Origin of the sequence: Tenacibaculum sp. A30 (genome assembly GCF_051200845.1) — a bacterium.
GTDB lineage: Bacteria > Bacteroidota > Bacteroidia > Flavobacteriales > Flavobacteriaceae > Polaribacter.
In genome coordinates this window covers 2,118,691-2,142,255 of the sequence record NZ_CP195160.1, presented here as the reverse complement: position 1 = coordinate 2,142,255, position 23,565 = coordinate 2,118,691, and the positions used below count along the sequence as shown (strand labels likewise).

22 protein-coding genes are annotated in these 23,565 nt (G+C 34.1%); 16 read left to right on the top strand and 6 right to left on the bottom strand.

Annotated elements, in window-relative coordinates; genetic code table 11:
• Positions 1–21 precede the first annotated feature (21 nt).
• From ACR9ES_RS10275 to ACR9ES_RS10235, 9 genes are all read left to right on the top strand, one after another.
• Positions 22–531 carry a hypothetical protein gene (locus ACR9ES_RS10275; RefSeq protein ID WP_435254148.1) on the top strand — a complete coding sequence of 170 codons (510 nt, stop codon included), beginning with the start codon at positions 22–24 and terminating at the stop codon, positions 529–531.
• The gene (locus ACR9ES_RS10270; RefSeq protein ID WP_435254147.1) at positions 531–1,355 is read left to right on the top strand and encodes an alpha/beta hydrolase; all 825 of its coding nucleotides are present in this window, start codon (positions 531–533) and stop codon (positions 1,353–1,355) included. The genes ACR9ES_RS10275 and ACR9ES_RS10270 overlap by 1 nt, the downstream gene beginning before the upstream one ends.
• Positions 1,356–1,370: 15 nt before the next feature.
• Positions 1,371–2,684, top strand: coding sequence for a tRNA lysidine(34) synthetase TilS (gene tilS / locus ACR9ES_RS10265; RefSeq protein WP_435254146.1), 1,314 nt, complete (start codon positions 1,371–1,373; stop codon positions 2,682–2,684).
• A gap of 23 nt (positions 2,685–2,707) precedes the next feature.
• Positions 2,708–4,672 (top strand): cytochrome c biogenesis protein CcdA, encoded by a 1,965-nt coding sequence (locus ACR9ES_RS10260; RefSeq protein ID WP_435254145.1) that lies wholly within the window; start codon positions 2,708–2,710, stop codon positions 4,670–4,672.
• A 74-nt stretch (positions 4,673–4,746) separates the two neighbouring features.
• The gene (locus tag ACR9ES_RS10255; protein ID WP_274633423.1) at positions 4,747–5,331 is read left to right on the top strand and encodes a DUF4126 domain-containing protein; all 585 of its coding nucleotides are present in this window, start codon (positions 4,747–4,749) and stop codon (positions 5,329–5,331) included.
• Between the two features lie 59 nt (positions 5,332–5,390).
• Positions 5,391–6,926 (top strand): YifB family Mg chelatase-like AAA ATPase, encoded by a 1,536-nt coding sequence (locus ACR9ES_RS10250; RefSeq protein WP_435254144.1) that lies wholly within the window; start codon positions 5,391–5,393, stop codon positions 6,924–6,926.
• A gap of 174 nt (positions 6,927–7,100) precedes the next feature.
• Positions 7,101–8,108 (top strand): TlpA family protein disulfide reductase, encoded by a 1,008-nt coding sequence (locus ACR9ES_RS10245; protein ID WP_435254143.1) that lies wholly within the window; start codon positions 7,101–7,103, stop codon positions 8,106–8,108.
• Between the two features lie 113 nt (positions 8,109–8,221).
• The gene (locus ACR9ES_RS10240) at positions 8,222–8,515 is read left to right on the top strand and encodes a hypothetical protein (protein ID WP_435254142.1); all 294 of its coding nucleotides are present in this window, start codon (positions 8,222–8,224) and stop codon (positions 8,513–8,515) included.
• An 82-nt stretch (positions 8,516–8,597) separates the two neighbouring features.
• On the top strand, positions 8,598–9,104 hold the full coding sequence (locus tag ACR9ES_RS10235) for a ferritin (protein ID WP_435254141.1): 507 nt from the start codon (positions 8,598–8,600) through the stop codon (positions 9,102–9,104).
• A 110-nt stretch (positions 9,105–9,214) separates the two neighbouring features.
• Here ACR9ES_RS10235 and ahcY read toward each other — a convergent pair whose 3' ends face one another.
• Positions 9,215–10,531, bottom strand: a complete 1,317-nt coding sequence (ahcY, locus tag ACR9ES_RS10230) for an adenosylhomocysteinase (protein WP_274633428.1) — start codon at positions 10,529–10,531, stop codon at positions 9,215–9,217.
• A 62-nt stretch (positions 10,532–10,593) separates the two neighbouring features.
• Here ahcY and ACR9ES_RS10225 point away from each other — a divergent pair, with 62 nt between their 5' ends.
• The 5 genes from ACR9ES_RS10225 (at position 10,594) to arfB (ending at position 13,395) form a co-directional block, all read left to right on the top strand.
• A complete protein-coding gene (locus ACR9ES_RS10225; protein ID WP_435254140.1) occupies positions 10,594–11,220 on the top strand; it encodes a 4'-phosphopantetheinyl transferase family protein in 627 nt (208 codons plus the stop codon).
• Between the two features lie 74 nt (positions 11,221–11,294).
• The gene (locus ACR9ES_RS10220) at positions 11,295–11,555 is read left to right on the top strand and encodes a hypothetical protein (RefSeq protein ID WP_274633430.1); all 261 of its coding nucleotides are present in this window, start codon (positions 11,295–11,297) and stop codon (positions 11,553–11,555) included.
• Complete coding sequence (gene pnuC / locus ACR9ES_RS10215; protein ID WP_274633431.1) at positions 11,539–12,171, top strand: nicotinamide riboside transporter PnuC; 633 nt, start codon at positions 11,539–11,541, stop codon at positions 12,169–12,171. The genes ACR9ES_RS10220 and pnuC overlap by 17 nt, the downstream gene beginning before the upstream one ends.
• Positions 12,132–12,788 (top strand): ATP-binding protein, encoded by a 657-nt coding sequence (locus ACR9ES_RS10210; protein WP_274633432.1) that lies wholly within the window; start codon positions 12,132–12,134, stop codon positions 12,786–12,788. The genes pnuC and ACR9ES_RS10210 overlap by 40 nt, the downstream gene beginning before the upstream one ends.
• Before the next feature lie 205 nt (positions 12,789–12,993).
• Positions 12,994–13,395 carry an alternative ribosome rescue aminoacyl-tRNA hydrolase ArfB gene (arfB, locus tag ACR9ES_RS10205; RefSeq protein WP_274633433.1) on the top strand — a complete coding sequence of 134 codons (402 nt, stop codon included), beginning with the start codon at positions 12,994–12,996 and terminating at the stop codon, positions 13,393–13,395.
• 54 nt (positions 13,396–13,449) lie between these two features.
• Here the strand turns inward: arfB and ACR9ES_RS10200 are convergent, their stop codons facing one another.
• The 3 genes from ACR9ES_RS10200 to ACR9ES_RS10190 all read right to left on the bottom strand — a co-directional run bounded on the left by ACR9ES_RS10200 (position 13,450) and on the right by ACR9ES_RS10190 (position 17,048).
• A complete protein-coding gene (locus tag ACR9ES_RS10200; protein ID WP_274633434.1) occupies positions 13,450–14,991 on the bottom strand; it encodes an acyl-CoA carboxylase subunit beta in 1,542 nt (513 codons plus the stop codon).
• Between the two features lie 133 nt (positions 14,992–15,124).
• Complete coding sequence (gene accC, locus ACR9ES_RS10195) at positions 15,125–16,561, bottom strand: acetyl-CoA carboxylase biotin carboxylase subunit (protein ID WP_435254139.1); 1,437 nt, start codon at positions 16,559–16,561, stop codon at positions 15,125–15,127.
• Between the two features lies 1 nt (position 16,562).
• The gene (locus ACR9ES_RS10190; protein ID WP_435254138.1) at positions 16,563–17,048 is read right to left on the bottom strand and encodes an acetyl-CoA carboxylase biotin carboxyl carrier protein subunit; all 486 of its coding nucleotides are present in this window, start codon (positions 17,046–17,048) and stop codon (positions 16,563–16,565) included.
• A gap of 490 nt (positions 17,049–17,538) precedes the next feature.
• Between ACR9ES_RS10190 and ACR9ES_RS10185 the strand changes: the two genes are divergently transcribed.
• Positions 17,539–19,908, top strand: a complete 2,370-nt coding sequence (locus ACR9ES_RS10185; RefSeq protein WP_435254137.1) for a TonB-dependent receptor — start codon at positions 17,539–17,541, stop codon at positions 19,906–19,908.
• A 244-nt stretch (positions 19,909–20,152) separates the two neighbouring features.
• Positions 20,153–21,583, top strand: a complete 1,431-nt coding sequence (locus tag ACR9ES_RS10180; RefSeq protein ID WP_435254136.1) for an ATP-binding protein — start codon at positions 20,153–20,155, stop codon at positions 21,581–21,583.
• Between the two features lie 183 nt (positions 21,584–21,766).
• Here the strand turns inward: ACR9ES_RS10180 and ACR9ES_RS10175 are convergent, their stop codons facing one another.
• Together ACR9ES_RS10175 and ACR9ES_RS10170 are read right to left on the bottom strand one after the other, a co-directional pair.
• Positions 21,767–22,147: a rhodanese-like domain-containing protein gene (locus ACR9ES_RS10175; protein WP_435254135.1), complete on the bottom strand. Its 381-nt coding sequence runs from the start codon at positions 22,145–22,147 to the stop codon at positions 21,767–21,769.
• 5 nt (positions 22,148–22,152) lie between these two features.
• Positions 22,153–23,562, bottom strand: coding sequence for an MBL fold metallo-hydrolase (locus tag ACR9ES_RS10170; RefSeq protein ID WP_435254134.1), 1,410 nt, complete (start codon positions 23,560–23,562; stop codon positions 22,153–22,155).
• Positions 23,563–23,565 lie beyond the last annotated feature (3 nt).

Here is a 23,565-nt window from a genome sequence, read left to right as displayed (position 1 = left end):
ATCTATTAAAAAAATAAAGAGATGAAAAACACCTTTAAAATTTTACTTTTTATCGCTGTTATTGCTACAGCTGCTTCTTGTAAATCAAACAAATATTCATTTTTAAATGAGTATCCTACTAAAACAGTGCCTTTAGTTGACAGTACAAACTTTAGCAATCATGCAGAAGGAAAACTATTAACCAAATCACAACAAGAGCTTTTAAAATTACCTTCAATTTTTGATGATCAATTAACTGAAGAAAGTAAAATAGGTGTTTCGTACCTTCCAGAATTATCAGAAAATTTTCAATCGGTTGTTTATTATTTTTATCCAAACAACAACGAGCTTATTTCAATGCTAGTAACTTACGATAAACAATTTAATATAATTAATAGTCAAGTATTGGCTTATGATGAAATTGCGGAAGGAATGTTAAAAACCACCTCTACTCTTAATAAAAATAGCATTGAATTAGTAGAATATATTTCTGATTCTCCTTCTACTATTATTTTTAATATTTTAGAAGACGGAAACATTACCAGAGACTAATGACACATCATACGTTTACATTCGATTTTCAAAAGGCTACGTTTTTTGGTCAATATTGGCAACCTGAAACCGTTAAAGCTGTAGTTGTTATTGTTCACGGAATGGGAGAACATTCTGGTAGATACGAGCATGTAGCGCAAAAATTAACCGATAACAATTTTGGTGTAATTGCTTTTGATCACTTCGGACATGGAAAAACAACTGGAAAAAGAGGTCACAATCCAGGATTTGAGTATGTCTTAGAAAGTGTAACCAAACTTATTGAAAAAGCTAAAGAGGTTTTTGGTGACAAACCTATCTTTTTATATGGACATTCTATGGGGGGAAATACTGTAATTAATTACACCCTAAGAAAAGAACATAATCTACAAGGAACTATAGCTACAAGTCCGTTTTTACGATTAGCTTTTGAGCCGTCCGCTTGGAAACTATCACTAGGAAAAATTATGCAAAAAATTGCTCCTTCAATAACTTTAGGCAATGAGTTAGATGTTAATGATGTATCTCGAGATCCTGTTGAAATTCAAAAATATGTTGATGATCCATTGGTGCATGATAAAGTGAGCCCTAATTTCTCGTTATCTTTTATTGATGCTGGTGAATGGGCTATTGAAAATGCTAGTTCCTTAAAAATACCTATGTTATTGCTACACGGTACAGGTGATAAAATTATTGATTATAAAGGAACAGAAGCTTTTGCCAACAATAGCTCGAAAGCTAGCTTAAAATTATACGAAGGTGGATATCATGAGTTACAAAATGACTTATGTAAAGAAGAAATGCTACAAGACGTAGTAAACTGGTTAAACACTCAATTACAATAGTTACCTACAGTTTTTATGCTCCAAGAATTAGCTAAACATATTGACGAACATTTTCCTTTTTTTAAAAGTAAAAAACTGCTCATCGCTATTTCTGGTGGAGTTGACAGCGTAGTACTAACACATTTATTACATCAACTTAACTTTGACATTTCCTTAGCACATTGTAACTTTCAACTAAGAGGAAAAGAAAGTGATAAAGATGAAGAATTTGTTAAAAACTTAGGAAAAAAACTAGGGATTAACACCTATGTAACCCGTTTTGACACGAATGAATATGCTGACAGTAATAAACTATCAACACAATTAGCTGCGAGAGAACTCCGCTACAATTGGTTTGATAAATTAAGTAAAGAATATTCTTTCGAACACTTACTTACAGCTCATCATGCTGATGATAATTTAGAAACTTTTTTAATCAACCTTACTAGAGGCACAGGGTTAGAAGGACTAACAGGCATCCCTCCTATTAATGGAAACATTGTTCGTCCGTTGCTTGTTTTTTCTCGCGAGGAAATTTTAAACTACGCTAAACAAAATAATATTGAATGGCGTGAAGATGAAAGTAATTCGGAAACCAAATATCTTCGAAATAAAATACGGCATCAAGTTACACCTATATTAAAAGAACTGAATGCTAGTGTTTTAAAAAACTTCAATAAAACAATTGATCATTTAAAAGAATCTCAACAAATTATTGATGATAAAATAGAGGACATTACCTACGAAATCATTTCAAAAGAGGGTGATTTGTTAAAAATCAACATTGAAAAACTGTTAAAGTTATCCAACCCTAAAGCTTACCTCTATCAGCTACTAAAGCCTTATGAATTCAGGGAATGGAACGATGTTCAGAACCTTATTTATGCGCAATCTGGAAAGCAGATTTTAACAAAAAATTATACTTTGTTGAAAGACAGAGATTTTTTATTACTTTTACGCACTAGTGAAAAATCCTCTATTAAAGAGGAGGTTTACACTATTAGGGAGGAAAACAAAGAAATTACAGCTCCAATTAAGCTGCTACTGAAAAGGGTTCAAGAAAAAACAGATACTAATCAAAAAAGTATTTATGTTGATAATGAACTTCTTAGTTATCCCCTAAAGCTTAGACGGTGGAATTCCGGCGATTTTTTTTATCCTACAGGAATGCTAGGAAAGAAAAAAATAAGTAAGTATTTTAAAGACGAAAAAATATCAATTATAAATAAAAATAAAATTTGGCTCCTCTGTTCTAGTAAAAATGAGATTATTTGGATTATAGGAAAACGACAAGACAGACGCTTTTTACCAACAGACAAAACGACCAAACTATTACAAATTAGTATTTAATTAACCCCATCAAACTACATAGAATGAAAAAATTCTTTACTCTATTTTTATTATTCATAGGTTTAGCGGTCTATTCTCAATCTGATGATAACCCCGTAGTTGTTACTCCTAAGGTAGAGAAAATCTCTGACACCGAGTACGACCTTATTTTTGACGTATTAATAGCTGAAGACTGGCACTTATACTCTCAGTATAACCCAGAAGATGCTTCTTTACCTATGACAATTTCTCCTGCAGAAGGACAAACTGGATACACCCTAAACGGTAAAGCTAAAGAAAGTGAAACTGAAACACAGTTTAGTGAAATCTGGGGAAAAGACGAGATCTTTTTCGTTGAAGAAGGTAAATTAGTACAACGAATTACTGTTTCTGACTCTACATTAACAAAGGTAACTTTAAATCTTGATGCTCAAGTTTGTAAAGAATATTGTTTACCTTTTGATGAAGACTTTACATTCTCTTTAACAGGAGAAGTGGTAGAACAAACCGTTGCTGAAGTAGATGAGAAAAGTAAAGAATTATCTCAATCTTTAAATTTAGATTTAAAAAACACTGTTTTATTAAAAAGCTCTACAGACACTAGTGTTGATGGAGAAGAAAAAGATAACAGTTTATTAAATATTTTCTTATTAGGTTTTGTTGGTGGATTATTGGCGTTTTTAACTCCATGTGTATTCCCAATGGTTCCTTTAACGGTATCTTTCTTTACAAAACGTACAGAGAAAAAAGGTAAAGGTATTGGTAGTGCAATTTTATACGGATTCTTTATCGTATTAATTTACGGATTAATAAGTCTTCCTTTCCATTTCTTAGACTCTTTAGATCCAGAGATTTTAAATAACATCTCTACCAATATTTGGTTAAACTTATTCTTCTTTGTTGTTCTAATATTCTTTGCGGGTTCTTTCTTCGGATTCTACGAATTAACGTTACCTAGCTCTTGGAGTAATAAAGCAGACAGTGCTTCTAACGTTGGAGGATTTATTGGAATATTCTTCATGGCGTTAACATTAGCAATTGTATCGTTCTCTTGTACTGGACCGATTTTAGGTTCTTTATTAGCAGGATCGTTAAGTGGTGGTGCTATGCAATTATCTGTAGGTATGGTAGGATTTGGTTTAGCTTTAGCGTTACCTTTTGCTTTATTTGCAATGTTCCCTAACTGGTTAAATACTTTACCAAAATCTGGTGGATGGTTAAATACAGTTAAAGTTGTTTTAGGATTTATTGAATTAGCTTTCGCTTTCAAATTCTTATCAAATGCAGACTTAGTTGGTCACTGGGGATTATTAAAGAGAGAAATCTTTATTGGTATTTGGGCTTTAATTGCATTCTTATTAGCTCTTTACTTATTCGGATTTATTGGGAAAAAGTATGGAAAAATGACGCTTTTCAGAGTCTTAGTAGGTATAGGTGCATTAGCTTTATCTGTCTACTTAGCTCCTGGAGTAATGGAAAAACCAGCTTGGAATCAAAATGAATTATTAAGTGGCTTTGCTCCGCCTAAATTCCATAGTATATATGAAAAAGACAACCACTGTCCTCTTAACTTAAACTGTTTTAAAGATTTTGACGAAGGTATTGCTTACGCTAAATCTGTAAATAAACCAGTATTATTAGATTTTACAGGGTGGGCATGTGTTAACTGTCGTAAAATGGAAGAGAATATTTGGAGTCAACCAAACATCTATTCTTTAATCAATGATGACTATGTATTAATTTCTTTATACGTAGATGATCACCAAAGAATGTTACCAGAAGAAGAACAATTTGATTTTATCAAATCTAACGGTAAAGTAAAAAGAATTAGAACCTATGGTGATAAGTGGGCTACCTTACAAGCAGCTAACTTTAAAACTGCTTCTCAACCATTCTATGTATTAATGAGTCCTGAGTTAGAAGTATTAAACTCACCTCAACAGTATACAGACCACACAACATATTACAATTGGTTAAAAACTGGTTTAGACCGTTTCAACAACAATTAATAGTATTGTTTTATAATCTTTACAAAGCCTCTTTTTTAAAAGGGGCTTTTTTTATATCTTACATTAAAAAAAAGATGAGTCCAGAAACAATCATCAGTATCTTTTTAGGGATCGGGCTTGCCGCTTCGGTCGGATTTCGAGTTTTCCTGCCTTTGTTTGCTTTAAGTTTAGCTGGTTATTACCAAGCTATCCCTTTAAACGAGAACTGGATGTGGGTTGCAAGTTCTCCTGCTATTATCACATTGGGCGTTGCTACTCTATTGGAAATATTTGCCTATTACATTCCTTGGTTTGACAACGTACTCGATACTATAGCCATTCCGTTAGCTGCCATTGCGGGTACAGCTGTAATGGTTTCAACTGTTGCCGATTTATCTCCCGTAATTACTTGGGCACTGGCAATTATTGCTGGTGGAGGAACAGCAACGGCAATAAAAGGAACTACAGCTTCTGCTCGTTTAACTTCAACAGCTACAACAGCTGGCGTTGCAAACCCTATAATTTCAACAGTAGAAACAGGCACCTCGGTGGTAATGTCTGCTTTTTCTATCTTCTTGCCTATACTCGCTATCGTTTTTGTTGTTTTTATATTCTTAAGCATGCGAAAGTTATACAGGTTTGTTTTTCCTTCGCTAAAAAAAGACGAAGAACAAGCATAACTAAATCAAACGTAATAGCTTAACATATTTTTTATATCTTTAACAGAAAGAGGAAAAATATGCTAGTAAAAGTTTATGGAAGCGCTGTTTTTGGTATAGAAGCTACTACAATTACTGTTGAAGTAAATATTGATAAAGGAATAGGTTATCATTTGGTAGGATTACCCGATAAAGCCGTAAGTGAAAGTTCGTACAGAATTTCAGCTGCTTTAGCCAATAACAACTATAAACTTCCTGGTAAGAAAATCATAATAAATATGGCTCCTGCCGATATTCGAAAAGAAGGTGCTGCTTATGATTTAACCTTAGCTGTTGGAATTTTAGCAGCTTCTAACCAAATACAATCTGAAAACATAGAAGATTATATAATTATGGGAGAACTTTCTTTAGATGGAAGTTTACACCCCATAAAGGGTGCATTGCCCATTGCTATTAAAGCCCGTGAAGAAGGATTTAAACACTTAATCCTTCCTAAAGAAAATGCAAAAGAAGCAGCCATTGTTAATGACTTAAATGTTTTGGGAGCTGATAATATTATGGAAGTTATCAATCATTTTGATGGTAATAAACTAATTGAACCTACAACCGTTGACACCCGCGCTGAGTTTTATAAACACATGGATTTTCCTGAATTTGATTTTTCAGATGTTAAAGGTCAAGAATCTATTAAACGCTGTATGGAAATTGCTGCTGCTGGCGGACATAACATTATATTAATTGGCCCTCCAGGTGCAGGAAAAACAATGTTAGCCAAACGACTTCCATCAATTTTACCTCCAATGACCTTACATGAAGCCTTAGAAACCACTAAAATACATTCCGTTGTTGGAAAAGTAAAGAATACTGGCTTAATGTATCAACGCCCCTTTCGTAGCCCTCATCATACAATTTCGGACGTTGCACTCGTAGGAGGCGGACAATATCCGCAACCGGGTGAAATTTCATTAGCCCACAACGGAGTATTATTTTTAGATGAGCTTCCTGAGTTTAAACGAACAGTATTAGAAGTCATGCGCCAACCTTTAGAAGATAGAGAAGTTACGATTTCTCGTGCTCGTTTTACTGTGAATTATCCTAGTAGTTTTATGTTAGTCGCAAGTATGAATCCTAGTCCTTCAGGATATTTCAACAATTCAGATTCGCCTATTACCTCCTCACCTGCTGAAATGCAACGTTATTTAAGCAAAATATCGGGTCCGCTATTAGACAGAATCGATATCCATATTGAAGTAACCCCTGTTCCTTTTGAAAAGCTCTCAGAAGAACGCAAAGGAGAAAGTAGTATGGATATTAGGAAGCGTGTCACTAAAGCTAGAGAGATACAAACAGAACGATTTAAAGATTTTGAAAATATTCATTACAATGCACAAATGAATGTAAAACAAATTCGTGAATTTTGTAAATTATCAGAAGAAAGTAAAAGCTTATTGAAAATAGCCATGGAAAAGTTAAACCTATCGGCTAGAGCTTATGACAGAATTTTAAAAGTATCTCGTACCATTGCCGATTTAGCAAATTCAGAAGATATTCAATCAGAACATATTACAGAAGCTATTCAGTATCGTAGTTTAGACAGAGAAGGTTGGTTAAGCTAACCTAAGAAAAAAGAAATACATTGTAAGGCAACAGGCAATTAGCAATGCTTTGCTCAAAAAAACCTCGTTAATACTGGTAAAAAAGAACATTGTGTAAACGATTAATAGTTTTTTAACACTTGTTCTTTGAATAATATTTATAAATTTACAGACTACTATAAAAAATTTTTATAAATGAAAAAATTTATCTATTCATCGCTTTTAGCGCTATCTATCGTTGCATGTAGCAAAGAATCAAAAGATTATGTTACTTTTTCTGGAAAAATAACAAATAAAAATTCAGATTCTGTTGTAATATCTAACCCTCAATTTAAATTCAACAGAGTAATAAAAGTTGATGAAAATGGTATGTTTAAAGATACTATGAATGTAAAAGATGGCTTTTACAGACTTTTTGATGGGAAAGAATACGCTACTTTATACTTAAAAAACGGAGCTGATATTAACATGACTCTTGATACGAATGAGTTTGATGAAACTATCACTTTTACAGGAGAAGGCTCTAAAGAAAGTGCTTTCATCGCTAAATCTTCTATGGAGCAAGAAAAATTATTTGGAGATAAAGAGTTAATGGATTTACCAGAATTAGACTTTAGAGCTAAAGTTTCTGAATTTGTTGATGGATTTAACAAAAGAGTTGATGAAGCTGCTTTAGATTCTACATTTGTTGCAAACCAAAAACAAAGTATTACTGGTTTAGAAAAATACTTAACAAAAGTATATAACGATAAACAATACTTAGCTAAAAACTTAGCAAAAGGTATGGCATCTCCTAAATTTGTAGATTACGAAAACAATGCTGGAGGTACTACTTCTTTAGATGATTTAAAAGGAAAATACGTTTATATCGATTTATGGGCTACTTGGTGTCAGCCTTGTAAAAACGAAATTCCTTTCTTAAAGCAAGTTGAAGCAAAATATCACAATAAAAATATCGCATTTGTAAGTATTTCTGTTGACAGACAAAAAGATTATGAAACTTGGAAACAAATGATTGTTGACAAAGAATTAACAGGTGTTCAATTATACGCTAAAGAAGATAAGTCTTTCATGGATGCTTATAGAGTTTCTGGAATTCCAAGATTTATCTTATTAGATCCTCAAGGAAACATTGTAGATTCTAACGCTCCAAGACCTTCTAATCCTAAATTAGTTGAGTTATTCGAATCATTAAACATCTAATTAGAAAATCATTAGAAGTTTAGATATAAAAAAATCCCGCAACGTTAATGTTGCGGGATTTTTTTAACTCCTTTATCCTTGTTTAGATTCATTAAAAATAATATATTTGCCGAATGAATTTTTTAACAGAAGACGTATCTTTTAAAATATCTTGTGGTGGCAGAAATTGTTACCAACTAGATTTAGGTTACAAAGTAATAGACTTTACTTTTTGTCAGCTATTGGCTTTCAGAAAAAAAGTACTAGAATACGCTTCTTACGAATCATTAGAAACGATTATCGACGGTGATAACTTCGTACTCCTTTTTGCAGCAGACAACAAGCACTTATTATTCTTAGATGTACCTCAACTTATAGAATTACGAGAACTTCTTTTAGCTATTTTTAAGCAGAAAACCCTTTACTAAGACTAGCTTTAAATTAGATACTCCATTCTTTTTAAAGCCTTATAATCTGTATCTTTATAGTATTAAAACTAAACAAAATATTATGGAAACAGCAATAAGAAGAGACATGATTTTAGATGTGGAAGTAGTTGATTTGCTAAACCACCAAATCATGATGGAGCAATATGCTTCTTCTAAGTACTTAGCTATGGCATCTTGGTGCGACCAAAGAGAGCTTAGAAATAGTGCTACTTATTTTTATAAGCAAGCTGAAGAAGAAAGAGCTCATATGATAAAGATTTTTAAATTTGTAAACGATAATGGTGGTAGTGCCATCTCTCCTACTGTAACAGAAGTAGCGCATGAATTTGAAAGCTTACGAGCTATTTTTGAAGCTTCTTTAGATGCAGAAATAGAAGTAACTAAAGCTATTCATAACGTATTTAAAACCGCAAGAAAAGTAGGTGATTTTACTTCTGAAATCTTTTTACAATGGTTTGTTACAGAACAAGCTGAGGAAGAAGAAAAAGTAAGAGACATTTTAGACTTAATCGATTTAATGGAAGGTATGCCTTTAAAAATGATTGATGAGCGTATTCCTACTGAATAAAACAAAACGTTTATAAAAAGCATAAAAAAATCCCGCAACAATGTTGCGGGATTTTTTGTGTCTTGACTCTTGATTCTAAAATCTCAAATCTCAAATCTCAAATCTATAATCTAGTATCTATAGTGTTCTGGCTTGTATGGACCTTCAACAGTTACACCAATATATTTCGCTTGGTCTTCACGTAACTCAGTTAACTCTACACCAATCTTAGCTAAGTGCAATTTTGCTACTTTTTCATCTAAATGTTTTGGTAACATGTACACCTCATTTTTATACGCATCAGAATTATTCCATAACTCGATTTGCGCTAAAGTTTGATTTGTAAATGAGTTAGACATTACAAAACTTGGGTGACCTGTAGCACAACCTAAGTTTACTAAACGTCCTTCAGCTAATACGATAATATCGTTTCCTTTAACTGTATACTTATCAACCTGAGGCTTAATTTCAACCTTAGTATCTCCGTAAGTATCGTTTAACCAAGCCATTTGGATTTCGTTATCAAAGTGACCGATGTTACAAACGATAGTCTTATCTTTCATTGCTTCGAAGTGCTCAGAACGTACGATATCTTTGTTACCAGTAGTAGTAATTACGATATCAGCCTTACCTACAACAGTTTCTAATTTCTTTACTTCAAAACCATCCATAGCAGCTTGTAACGCACAAATAGGATCAATTTCAGTAACAGTAACGATAGAACCAGCTCCACGGAAAGAAGCCGCAGTACCTTTACCTACATCACCATAACCACAAACCACTACTCTTTTACCAGCTAACATTACATCAGTAGCACGACGAATTGCATCTACAGCAGATTCTTTACATCCGTACTTATTGTCAAACTTCGATTTAGTAACCGAGTCATTTACGTTAATAGCAGGCATTGGTAACGTTCCGTTTTTCATACGCTCGTATAAACGGTGTACCCCTGTAGTAGTTTCTTCAGATAAACCTTTAATTCCAGGAGCTAACTCAGGATATTTATCTAAAACCATATTCGTTAAATCTCCACCATCATCTAAAATCATGTTTAATGGCTTACGGTCTTCACCAAAGAATAACGTTTGCTCAATACACCAATCAAACTCTTCTTCGTTCATACCTTTCCAAGCATATACAGGAGTTCCTGCAGCTGCAATTGCCGCAGCAGCTTGATCTTGCGTAGAGAAAATATTACAAGAACTCCAAGTAACCTCAGCACCTAAAGCTTGTAATGTTTCAATTAAAACCGCAGTTTGAATCGTCATGTGTAAACATCCTGCAATTCTTGCACCTTTTAAAGGTTGCTCCTCTTTGTATTCTTCACGTAAACTCATTAACCCAGGCATTTCTGCCTCTGCCAATTCAATCTCTTTTCTTCCCCAATCGGCTAAAGAAATATCTTTAACTTTGTAAGGAACATATGTAACGGTTTTTGTGCTCATATTTTTGTATATTTATATATCTTAAATTTGAGTCGCAAAATTACGAAATAACTTTCTAAAATATGCCTCTTTACAAAACATTAACGGTAAACAACCACGCTAAAGCGTTGATTTGGAAGATAGATGAACCTTTTGAAGAACTTTCAAAAGGGGTATTTCTTACAGATGAAAATCAGCAGCGAGTAAATGGTATGAAATCCGATTTGCATCAAAGAGGTTTTTTAAGTGTGCGCCATTTACTAAAAGAAATTGGTTATACTGATAATGATTTAGTGTACGATGAGTATGGAAAACCACATTTAAAAGATGGAAATTTTATTTCGATAACGCATTCATTCATCTTTTCGGCTATCATTATTTCTACAGAACAACCTGTTGGTATTGATATTGAAATGCAGCGAGACAAGATTGTGAAAATCGCACACAAATTTACTCCTATTGAAGAATACAAATCGATTGCCAACCACGATGCTTTGGTAAGTAAACTCACCATTGTTTGGGGCGCCAAAGAAAGTTTGTATAAAATCTACGGAAAGAAAAAACTCCGCTTCTTAGAAAACATTTATATTGAAGATTTCTCTTTTGACACCAATGAAACTACAGGTAAAATTTTGTGCGAAGGTGAAACTTCTGACTACGATATTCGCTTCTTAGAAATGGAAGGGTTTACTTGTGTATATGCATACTAAGGAACTATTCTATTAAAACACCTTAAACAATTTTGAAACTTTGTAACTTTGTTTCTTTTCAAAAAAAAAGAACAATGAAAATCTCTGTAGAACTTACCCTAAGTCCACTTCAAAACGAATTTGAAGAACCTATTATCAACTTCATTAAAAAGTTACGTGCTTCTGGTTTAACTATATTGGAAAATCCATTAAGCACCCAAGTATATGGTGACTATGACACCGTAATGAATTTGATTACTTCTGAGTTAAAAAACACGTTTGAATTAATAGATAATGGATTGTTATTTATGAAAATTGTAAAAACGGATCGTAGCGATTATGAACCAACTTTTTGATTTCCTTTTCGGTCAATATGCCAACTATAATCCCATAGATGTTTGGCTAGAAATTATTGCCGTAATTTTTGGTTTTTTATCGGTTTGGTATTCTAAGCAGAATAAAATTTGGGTGTTCCCTACGGGGATGATAAGCACTGCTATTTTTGTGTACCTCTTGTTAAAATGGGAACTATTAGGCGATATGATGATTAACGGCTACTATTTTAGCATGAGTGTATACGGTTGGTATATCTGGACGCGTAAAGTAGATGCCTCTCACGTTACACCAATTTCTAGAACCACACCAAAAGAGAAAAAAATAAGCATCGCTATTTTTTTAGCAACCCTAATTTTTGTGTATGTTGTGTACACAAGTTTCGACAAATGGACTAACTGGACTGCCTATGTTGATACCGTTACCACAGCTATTTTCTTTGTGGGAATGTGGCTCATGGCAAAACGAAAAATAGAGAACTGGATTTATTGGATTATCGGAGATATCATTTCCGTTCCTTTGTACTTTTATAAAGGATTTACCTTTACCAGTTTTCAATATTTAATTTTTACTTTTATAGCAATTGCAGGATATTTAGCATGGAAAAAGCACTTAAACAACAACCTATCAACCTTGTAAAGGTAGTTTTATTTGGACCTGAAAGTACGGGAAAAACTACCCTTTCTAGTCAGTTAGCACGCCATTACAATACGGTTTGGGCTCCCGAATTTGCTCGGGAATATTTACAAGACAAATGGAATAACGAACGTAAAACCTGTGAACAAAGCGATTTAATTCCGATTGCTGAAGGACAAATGGGTTTGGAAAACGAATTGGCTAGAAAAGCAGATAAAGTCTTGGTTTGTGACACCGATTTGCTAGAAACTAAAGTATATTCTGAAGAGTATTATGGCGGATTCGTAGATCCGAAATTAGATGAGGCTGCCATTGCAAACACTTACGATATTTATTTTTTAACCTATATCGATACTCCTTGGGAGGCCGATGATTTACGCGACAGACCCGAGCAACGTTTGGAAATGTTTAAAGCCTTTGAAAATGCGTTAAAAAAATACAATCGCCCTTATTTGTTATTAAAAGGTGATAAAGAAACCCGCTTAAAAAAAGCAGTAGCAATTATTGATGCGTTACTCGCTGAAAAAGAAAACTTGTATTCTTTTTCGGATACCCTTACCGATGTAGACATGCATTTTATGCATCAAGATTTAGGAACACCCGATTACCCAATTGACTAATGAATAAATACATTAAAGAAAACTGTCAATTCGAGTGAATTTTGCGATTGAAAAGAGCATAATTTGTATCGAGAATTTAGGACTTAGACGCTGGAATAGTTCTCGATAGCTCTGCTGAGCGTAGCCGAAGTAAAATTTTCATCTCGTTATCACTTGATAAAAACCACTCGAACTGACATTAGAAATTAATGCATTCACAAACACCATGAACAAAGAACAACTACTAAAAGAACTCAATTTTAAAGCCGTACGAAGCTCTGGTGCGGGCGGACAGCATGTAAACAAGGTTTCCTCAAAAGTAGAATTGACGTTTACTATCGAAAGTTCTGAAGGACTCACCGAAGAGGAAAAAGAATTGTTGCTTAAAAACCTAGACAACAGATTGTCTAAAGACAATGTTTTAACCCTAAGCTCTCAAGAAAGCCGCTCACAACACCGCAATAAAGAATTGGTAACTGAACGCTTTTTTAACCTCTTAGAACAAGCTTTAGTAGTACCTAAAGTACGTAAAGCTACTAAACCTAAAAAAGCAGCGATCACCAAACGTTTAGACGAAAAAAAACAACACTCAGAAAAAAAAGAAAACCGAAAAAAGTTTCGGTTTTAGAATATAAAAAGTTAAAAACACTATTACCTTTAACTTTTTTACTTAAATCTTTTCTTACAACGGAATATTCCCATGTTTTCTATTAGGTCGTTCTACCTTTTTACCTTCTAACATAGCAAAGGCTTTAATCAGTTTTCTACGGGTGTTTTGTGGCAAAATAACCTCATCTACAAATCCGCGTTCTGCTGCTCGGTACGGATTCGCAAATTTATCAGCATACTCCGCTTCTTTCTCCGCTAGTTTCGCTTCGTGATCGTCTGCTTCGGCAATTTCCTTTTTAAAGATAATTTCACTCGCTCCTTTTGCTCCCATTACCGCAATTTCTGCACTAGGCCATGCAAAATTCATATCGGCTCCAATGTGTTTTGAATTCATTACGTCATAGGCTCCACCATAAGCTTTACGGGTAATTACACTTACTCTTGGCACGGTAGCTTCACTCAACGCATATAATAGTTTTGCTCCATTGGTAATAATAGCGTTCCATTCTTGGTCAGTTCCTGGTAAAAATCCTGGTACATCTACCAACACTAATAACGGAATATTAAAGCAATCACAAAAACGAGTGAATCGTGCTGCTTTTTTAGAACTGTTTACATCCAAACATCCGGCTAAACTCATCGGTTGGTTGGCAACAATCCCAACACTTCTTCCTCCTAAACGCGCAAACCCAACCACGATATTATCAGCATAATCTTTATGGATTTCAAAAAACGAATCAGCATCAGCAATACCATCAATTACTGCACGCATATCGTACGGCTTGTTGGCATTATCTGGAACTATATTGGCTAATTCTTCTCTAATTTCATCGCCTAATTCAAATGGTAACTTTGCTGTAGTTTCTTGATTGTTCTGTGGCATATAGCTCAACAATGTTTTAATATCTTCCAAACATTGTACATCGTTCGCTGCCGTTAAATGCGTAACTCCCGATTTGGTTGCATGCGTACTCGCTCCTCCTAATTCTTCTGAAGTTACTTCTTCATTGGTTACTGTTTTTACTACGTTAGGTCCCGTAACAAACATATAACTTGAATTTTCTACCATAACGGTAAAATCGGTCATCGCTGGTGAATATACTGCTCCACCTGCACAAGGTCCCATAATTGCTGAGATTTGTGGAATTACTCCTGATGCTTGTACATTTCTGTAAAAAATATCGGCATAACCACCTAACGAACGTACTCCTTCTTGAATACGCGCTCCACCAGAATCGTTCAATCCGATTAATGGCGCTCCTACTTTTACCGCTAAATCCATAATCTTACAGATTTTTTCGGCGTGTGTTTCCGATAACGAACCTCCAAACACCGTAAAGTCTTGTGCAAACACATATACTAAACGTCCGTTTACAGTTCCGTATCCTGTTACCACTCCGTCACCATAAAACTTCTGATTTTCCATTCCAAAATCGGTCGTTCTATGGGTTACTAAAATGCCGACTTCTTCAAAAGAACCTTCATCTAAGAAATAATCGATTCGCTCACGAGCGGTTAATTTTCCTTTTTGATGATGACGGTCGGTACGTTGTTGTCCGCCTCCTAACTTTGCTTCGGTAAGTTTATGTTGTAATTCTTCTATTTTAGATTTCATCTATATTCTTTTTTTGGGCGTTCCCCAAGGGTCGGGCTTTCCGCTATATCTTTTGTTGGTTCTCGATACTTGCTTCGCAAACTCGAACTGACAACAAAAGGATGCCGCTGCAATCCCTAACGCACATGATGTATTAACAAGTTTTTAAAATACGTTGCTCTTTTAAATACTGCTGTAAGGCTACTTGTGCAGCAATCTTTGCTTCTTTTTCGTATCCTGCTTTTAACAACTCAGGCGTATAATATTTCTTTACAAAATGAGTATCGAAATTCCCTGAGGTGAAAGCTTCGTGTTCGCATACGAACTTTCCGAACGGCAACGTAGTTTCTATTCCTTTTACCTTATAATTACTAATCGCTTGTTTCATTAACTCAATAGCTTCTTCGCGTGTATTTCCGTAGGTAATCAATTTAGAAATCATCGGGTCGTAATAAATAGGAATTTCCATTCCTTCTTCAAAACCATCATCTACACGAATATTTTCTCCTTTCGGATGTCGGTAGGTTTCCAACACTCCAATACTCGGTGCAAAATTGTCTAACGGATCTTCTGCATATACACGTAACTCTAGTGCATGTCCGTTAATTTGTAAATCGTCTTGGGTGAATGATAGCTCCTCTCCTCTTGCTATTTTTATTTGTTGCTCTACTAAGTCTACTCCCGTAATGAGTTCAGTAACTGGATGCTCTACTTGTAAACGTGTATTCATTTCTAGGAAGTAGAAGTTTTTGTTTTCGTCTAGTAAGAACTCCACTGTTCCAGCTCCTAAATAATCACAAGCTTTCGCAACTCTTACAGCTGCAGCCCCCATGGCTTCTCTAATTTCTGGAGTCAACACACTCGATGGTGCTTCTTCTACTACTTTTTGGTGGCGACGTTGTACCGAACATTCGCGTTCAAATAAGTGTACTACGTTTCCATGAGCATCTGCCAATACTTGGATTTCGATATGACGTGGTGACCCTACATATTTTTCTATAAATACAGAACCATCTCCAAAAGCTGATTCTGCCTCTGAAATTGCACGCTGCATTTGTTCTTTAATATCGGCTTCTTTTTCAACAACACGCATTCCTTTTCCTCCACCTCCTGCTGAAGCTTTGATTAAAATCGGATATCCTATTTCATTCGCTACTTTCGAAGCATATTCTACATCGGTTACCGCTTCGTCAATACCTGGAACCATCGGAATATCATAGGCTTTTACTGCATCTTTTGCAGCCAATTTACTTCCCATAACTTCAATAGCATGAGTTTTTGGACCTATAAATACAATTCCTGATTTTGCTACGGCTTCTCCAAAGGCTGCGTTTTCACTTAAAAATCCGTATCCTGGGTGAATTCCATCTACATCTAACTCTTTCGCTACTTCAATAATTTTATCGCCTAATAAATACGATTGGTTAGAAGGTGCAGGACCAATACATACTGCTTCGTCTGCAAAAGTTACGTGTGGTGAATTTCTGTCTGCTTCAGAAAAAACTGCTACCGTTTTAATTCCCATCTTTTTTGCTGTACGCATTACACGCAAGGCAATTTCTCCTCTATTTGCTACTAATATCTTTTTCATATTATTCCATTTCTATTAAAACCGTATTCTTTTCTACTTTATCACCTGCCTGAATAGCTACCGATTTTACGACTCCGTCTCTTGGTGCTTGTAAGGTATTCTCCATTTTCATGGCTTCTAACACCAAAATTCCATCACCTTCTTTTACTTCTTGACCAATTTCAACATCAACAGAAACAATTAACCCAGGCATTGGTGCCTTGATATCGTTTTCTTTTTTCTCTGCAGCTACTTCTAAACCTAATTCATCAATCAACATATCTAATTCGTTAGAAATATTCACCTCATAGGTGTTTCCGTTGATTTGAATGGTGTATGTTTTTTTGTTGAAGTTTGTTTGGAGTATGGTAGCTTGATACGATTGGTTACCACCAAGTACGTGGTAGTTATTTTGTGATTTTTCTACTATGTCTAACGCCTCTATTTGCGCTTCAGTAAAGTCAAAATCATGCGTTTTATTAACGCTCGTTTTAAAAGATTTACTCATAAATGTCTGATATTTTCACCACTAAAATATTAAAATTACAACGGAATGCATGTGTTAAATCTATAAATTGATTAGAATGTTTTTTTACTTCCTTGATTTCATCCTATTCATTTATGAATAACCCTAGAAAAACCCGCTATTTATCGCTCTTAATTCATATTTCGTATTTACCTTTGCACCGTTCTCATAAAGGGGTGCTTTTTTGAGTTATTAGTGTTTAATGAATAGTTGTTAGTTAACTTAAAATTCAACATTTACAACTCATAGTTAAAAATAGGCTGAGATCATACCCAACGAACCTGGAACAGGTAATGCTGTTTAGGGAGGCGATAATCGCCATTTGGAAACCAATTATTACGAGAAACTTGTTTATTGAAGAAAAGATTACTTCGTCGTAAACTCCTCGTAATGACAAATTTTAATTATTCAATGTTTAACTAAAGAATAATTACCTCTTTTTATTCGATTTTGTTTTTTATAAATGAGACCGATGTCTTTTCGTAAAAAAGTGAAGATAGTAACTTTTTTACTCGTAGTATTCACAACATTAACAACAAGCGCACAAACGTTTATTTTATCTGGTAAAGTAGTTGATGGAAATCAAGAACCTTTAGTTGGCGCAACCGTTGCTGTTAGAAATCAAACCAAAGGAACTTCAACCGATTTTGAAGGTAGTTTTAAATTAAACCTAACCAAAGGAACACATGTTATTGAGGTTTCTTATGTAGGATTTAAAAGTACTTCGCAAGAAGTTGAACTTACCAACAACCAACAAATTACCTTTCAATTAATTTCTAACGAAACAGTGTTAGATGAAGTGTTGGTTTCTGCTGTTCGTGTAAAAGCAGATGCACCTGTAACACACTCTAACCTTAGCAAACAAGAAATAGAAAAACGTAATTTAGGACAGGATATTCCTGTATTATTAAACTATTTACCTTCGGTAACATCCTCATCAGATGCGGGTGCTGGTATTGGATACACCTATATTCGTGTACGTGGTTCGGATGCTTCTCGTGTAAATGTTACCATTAACGGAATTCCGTATAACGATGCCGAAAGTCAAGGAACTTTTTGGGTAAATATGGGAGATTTTGCTTCGTCAACCCAAAGCTTACAATTACAACGTGGTGTAGGAACTTCTACGAACGGTTCTGGAGCTTTTGGTGCTAGTTTAAACATTTTAACTGATGCTGTTTCAGAAGAAGCTGGTGGAGAAATTTCAAATGCTTTTGGTTCGTTCGGAACAAGAAAGCACACCGTAAAATTTACTACTGGAAAACTAAACGATCATTTTGAGTTTGCAGGACGTTTGTCTAACATTTACTCTGATGGATACGTTGATAGAGCTTTTACCGATTTAAAATCGTATTTCTTACAAGGTAGTTATACTGATGACAATACGTTGATTAAAGCCTTAGCTTTTGGAGGAAAAGAAAGAACGTACCAAGCTTGGTATGGATTAAGTGCTGAGGAATTACAAGAAAACCGTCGTCAAAATCCGTATACCTATGACAACGAAACTGATAATTATTGGCAAGATCACTACCAATTACACTGGAATGAGCAGTTATCTGAAAATTGGTCTACCAATATTGGTTTAAATTATACCAAAGGAGAAGGGTATTTTGAGCAATTTAAAGAAGACAGTGCTGTATCAAAATATGATGGTATTGTAGAAGCGACAGGAACTGACTGGTATGGTTCTCCGGCTACAGATTTAATTGTTCGTCGTTGGTTAGACAATGACTTTTATGTGGCTAATGCTAACGTAACTTATAAAACTGAAAAGTTCGAGTTAATATCTGGTGCTTCTTATAGTAATTATACAGGAGATCATTTTGGAGAAGTTATTTGGGCTAAAGAATTTGCTGATGGAGCTAGTATTAGAGATCATTATTATTTTAGTGATGCTAAAAAAGATGATTTTAGTGTTTTTTCTAAGGCTACTTTTAATGTTTTTGATAACCTAAAAGCTTTTGTTGATCTACAAGGTAGATTTATTGATTATCAAACTAACGGATTAACTTCAGATAGAAACCCTTTAAATGTTGATACTTCGTTTAGCTTCTTTAATCCTAAGCTAGGGGTTACTTACACCATCAATAAAGAAAACAGTATTTATGCATCGTATGCGCGTGCGAACAGAGAACCGAACCGTGATGATTTTCAAAACGGTATCAACGTACAACATGAAACCTTAGATGATTTTGAACTTGGATGGCGTTTACACAATAAAACAGTTCAATTGAATACTAATATCTACTATATGTCTTACGATAATCAATTAATTCAAACAGGTGGACTAAATGATGTAGGGGAGTATTTACGTGAAAACGTTAAAGATAGCTATCGTTTAGGAGTAGAAATTGATGCTAATATTAATGTTTCAGACAAGTTTAGCATTAACCAAAACCTTACGGTAAGTAGTAATAAAATCAATAATTTTATGTTAGATCGTGATGGTGTTCAACGTAATATTGGAACTACGGATATTGCTTTTTCTCCTAATATTATTGCTGGAAATGCTTTAGTTTATAAGCCTGCAAAAGGGCTACAATTAGCTTTACTGTCTAAATTTGTTGGTGAACAATACTTAAGTAATACTAATACAAAAGCCTCTAAACTAGATAGCTATTACGTTAGTGATTTTAATGTTAGTTATGAACTTGAAATGAATACAATTTTTAAATCAATTGTATTTACAGGATTGGTTAACAACCTTTTTGATAAAGAATATGTTGATAGAGGGTATACCTATTTAAATACTTGGGACACTCCTGGAACTTCTTTTGAAGTACAAGGATACTATCCGCAAGCTACTAGAAACTTTTTAGTAGGTGCAACGTTAAAATTTTAAGTGGGAAAAGAGCTAAGAAAAAGTAAAACCGAGACAATTGTCTCGGTTTTTTTATGCTCTTGAAAATTAAGTTCTAAAAGACTAACTTCGTTATCGGTAGATATAACTTATATTCTTAATTACGTTATCATTAATTTTGAAATAAACCTAACAAAAGCAAAAAAAACCTTAAAAATTATATTTTTTTAAAAATAAAATCAAATAATTGATTTTATTTTGTATTTTAGCTTAAAACAAGATTTTAATGATAAAAGAAATTTCTAAAAAGCAAGTTTTAGACAGAATAAGGTTTGAAAACCCTTGGTGGGTTGAAGGACACATTGAGGATGATTATAATGAAATGCCTCGCAGGTTGTATTTTGAACTTTTTAAACCCCTTGTTTATGAGAGAGATATAAGACGGGCTGTTGTTTTAATGGGACCTAGACGTGTAGGTAAAACTGTAATGTTATTCCATCTAGTTGAAGATTTAATTCAAAATGGTGTTAATCCTAAAAAAATTATTTTCATCACAATTGAAAATCCGATTTATAATAACATTCCTTTAGAGCAATTGTTTTTATATGCTAAAGAAGCTACTGGAATAAAAGATAAAAATGATTGGCATATTATTTATGATGAGATTCAATATTGTAGAGATTGGGAAGTTCATTTAAAATCTTTAGTAGATAGTTATCGTAAAGATAAGTTTATCGTATCTGGTTCAGCTGCTGCCGCTTTAAAATTCGCAAGTAATGAAAGTGGAGCGGGAAGATTTACAGACTTTTTATTACCACCTTTAACATTTAACGAATATATATCACTTAAAGGATTAGATAGGATAATTACAACAACAAACCTTAAATGGAAAGAGCATATTACCGAATTTTATTCATCATCACATTTAGATGAATTAAACAAACATTTTCTTGATTACATAAATTTTGGTGGTTATCCTGAAGTTATTTTTTCAGAAAAAATTCAAGCTAATCCAGGAAGATATATAAGACAAGACATAGTAGATAAAGTTTTATTAAGAGATTTACCTAGTTTATATGGAATTAGCGATACAAGAGAATTAAATTCACTGTTTACTACAATTGCATATAATAGCGGTGGAGAATTTTCTCTTGAAACATTAAGTAAACAATCTCAAGTACCTAAAAACACTTTAAAAAAGTATATTGAATACTTGGAAGCAGCCTACTTAATAAAACAAGTAAAGCGAATAGACCAAAGTGGTAAACGATTTAAAAGAGATAACTTTTTCAAAATATATTTAACAAATCCATCTTTAAGAAGCGCATTGTTTTCCCCCATAACTGCTACTGATGAAATGATTGGGAATATGGTAGAAACCGCAATATTTGCTCAATGGATGCATCGTGAATGGTTTACGCCTTGGTATGCAAGATGGTCAGGTGGAGAAGTTGATATGGTTGGAATTAGCGATTCAACCTTAAAACCTTTATGGGCACTAGAAATTAAATGGTCTAACAGATATTTTGATAAACCTAATGAACTCAAAAGTTTGTATAAATTCTGCACAGAGACTAGTTTAAACTATCCTATAGTAACTACTATAGACAAAGAAGGAGAAAAAGAATATAAAGAATTAAATATTCAGTTTCTTCCATCTTCCGCTTATGCTTATACTGTCGGAAAAAACAGTTTAGACCGAAAGAAAAATATATAAAAAGCTACTTACAACAATCGTTCCTATAAAAAGTAATTGCTTCTTCTCGTCTACTTTTGAAAATCTTCGTAGATTTTTAGTTTAGTATGTATCTACAAAATTTAATACTAAATCACGCAACTAATCATAGCCGAAGCTGATAACAAAACACAAAAAATCCCGAGCAAATGCTCGGGATTTTCTTTATTCTTTATTTTTTTCTTCCCATTCTAAAATTCCTCCTAGAACATTGTAGGCTTTGTATCCTTTTTTGGCTAGGAGTTCTGTAGCTTTTTTACTTCTACCTCCTGAGCGACAGTAAATATATACAGGTTGCGTTTTATCTAACTTTTCTAAAACCTTTCCTTCAAAGTCATCTCCTGTAATATCTATTTTTATCGGATCTTTAATTACTCCCTCTGCCCATTCTTGTGGAGTTCTAACGTCTAATAACTCTACGTTATCTTCGTTTTCTAAAACTACCTGCAAGTTTTCAACCGTGATATCTTTTGCCTCATTGGTTTGAGGTTTACACGACAATACCACTGTTAAAAATAAACCTACTAAAAATATACCTCTCTTCATTATTTTTATTTTAAAGTTGATGGACAAACAGCTGCTGATCTTGGAATATCAGTTTCTTTAATTGCTTTGTATCCACCTGCAACATCAATTATGTTATGGAATCCTCTTGCTTTTAAAATAGATGCTGCAATTACAGAACGATATCCACCTGCACAATGCACATAAAAATCTCCTTTCGTTGGAAACTCTTCAATATGATCGTTTAAGAAATCTAACGGAGTACTTGGTGCATCTATAATATGCTCACTTGCATATTCTCCTGGTTTACGCACATCAAAAACTGGAGCTCCCTTCGTAAGTTCTTCTGCTAAAACAGTTGCAGGAACAGAACGCAAGGTATCTACTTCTTTTCCTGCTGCTTTCCAAGCATCAAAACTTCCATCTAAATATCCTAATACATTGTCAAAACCAACACGAGATAAACGTGTAATCGTCGTTTCTTCTTGTCCTTCAGGGGTAACTAATAAAATTGGTTGTGTAACATCTTTAATCAAGGCTCCTACCCATGGGGCAAATGTTCCTCCTAAACCAATAAAAATTGACTGCGGAATGAATCCTTGAACAAATTCTGCTTGATTACGAACATCTAACACCAACGCATCAGTTTCATTCGCTATTTTTTCAAAATCTTCTACTGATAAAGCTTTTGCTCCGCTTTTAATAACTTCATCGATAGATTGGTATCCTTCCTTATTCATTTTTACATTTAAAGGAAAATATTCAGGTGGAGGCAATAAACCATCAGTTACTTCTTTCACAAACTCTTCTTTGGTCATGTCTGCACGCAATGCGTAATTGGTTTTCTTTTGATCTCCAATCGTTCCAACTGTTTCTTTACTTAAATTCTTACCACAAGCTGAACCTGCTCCGTGTGCTGGATACACGATTACTTCATCTTCCAACGTCATGATTTTTGTACGTAAACTATCGTACAATAATCCTGCTAATTCTTCTTGTGTTAAATTTGCTGCTTTTTGCGCTAAATCAGGACGCCCTACATCTCCTAAGAATAAAGTATCTCCACTAAAAATCGCATGATTTTTTCCGTCTTTATCTTTTAATAAATAAGAAGCACTTTCCATGGTATGCCCTGGTGTGTGTAATACGGTGATGGTAATATCACCTAACGTAAATACTTCACCATCTGTTGCGATATGAGCCTCGTAGTTCGTTTTCGCTGTTGGTCCATATACAATCGTTGCTCCTGTTTTTTCTGCAAGGGTTACGTGACCGCTTACAAAATCTGCATGAAAATGCGTTTCAAAAATATATTTGATTTTAGCGCCATCTTTTTCAGCTCTGTTTATATAAGGATCTACTTCACGTAATGGATCTATGATTGCTACTTCTCCGTTACTTTCAATATAATAGGCTCCTTGTGCTAAACAACCTGTATAAATTTGCTCTATTTTCATAAT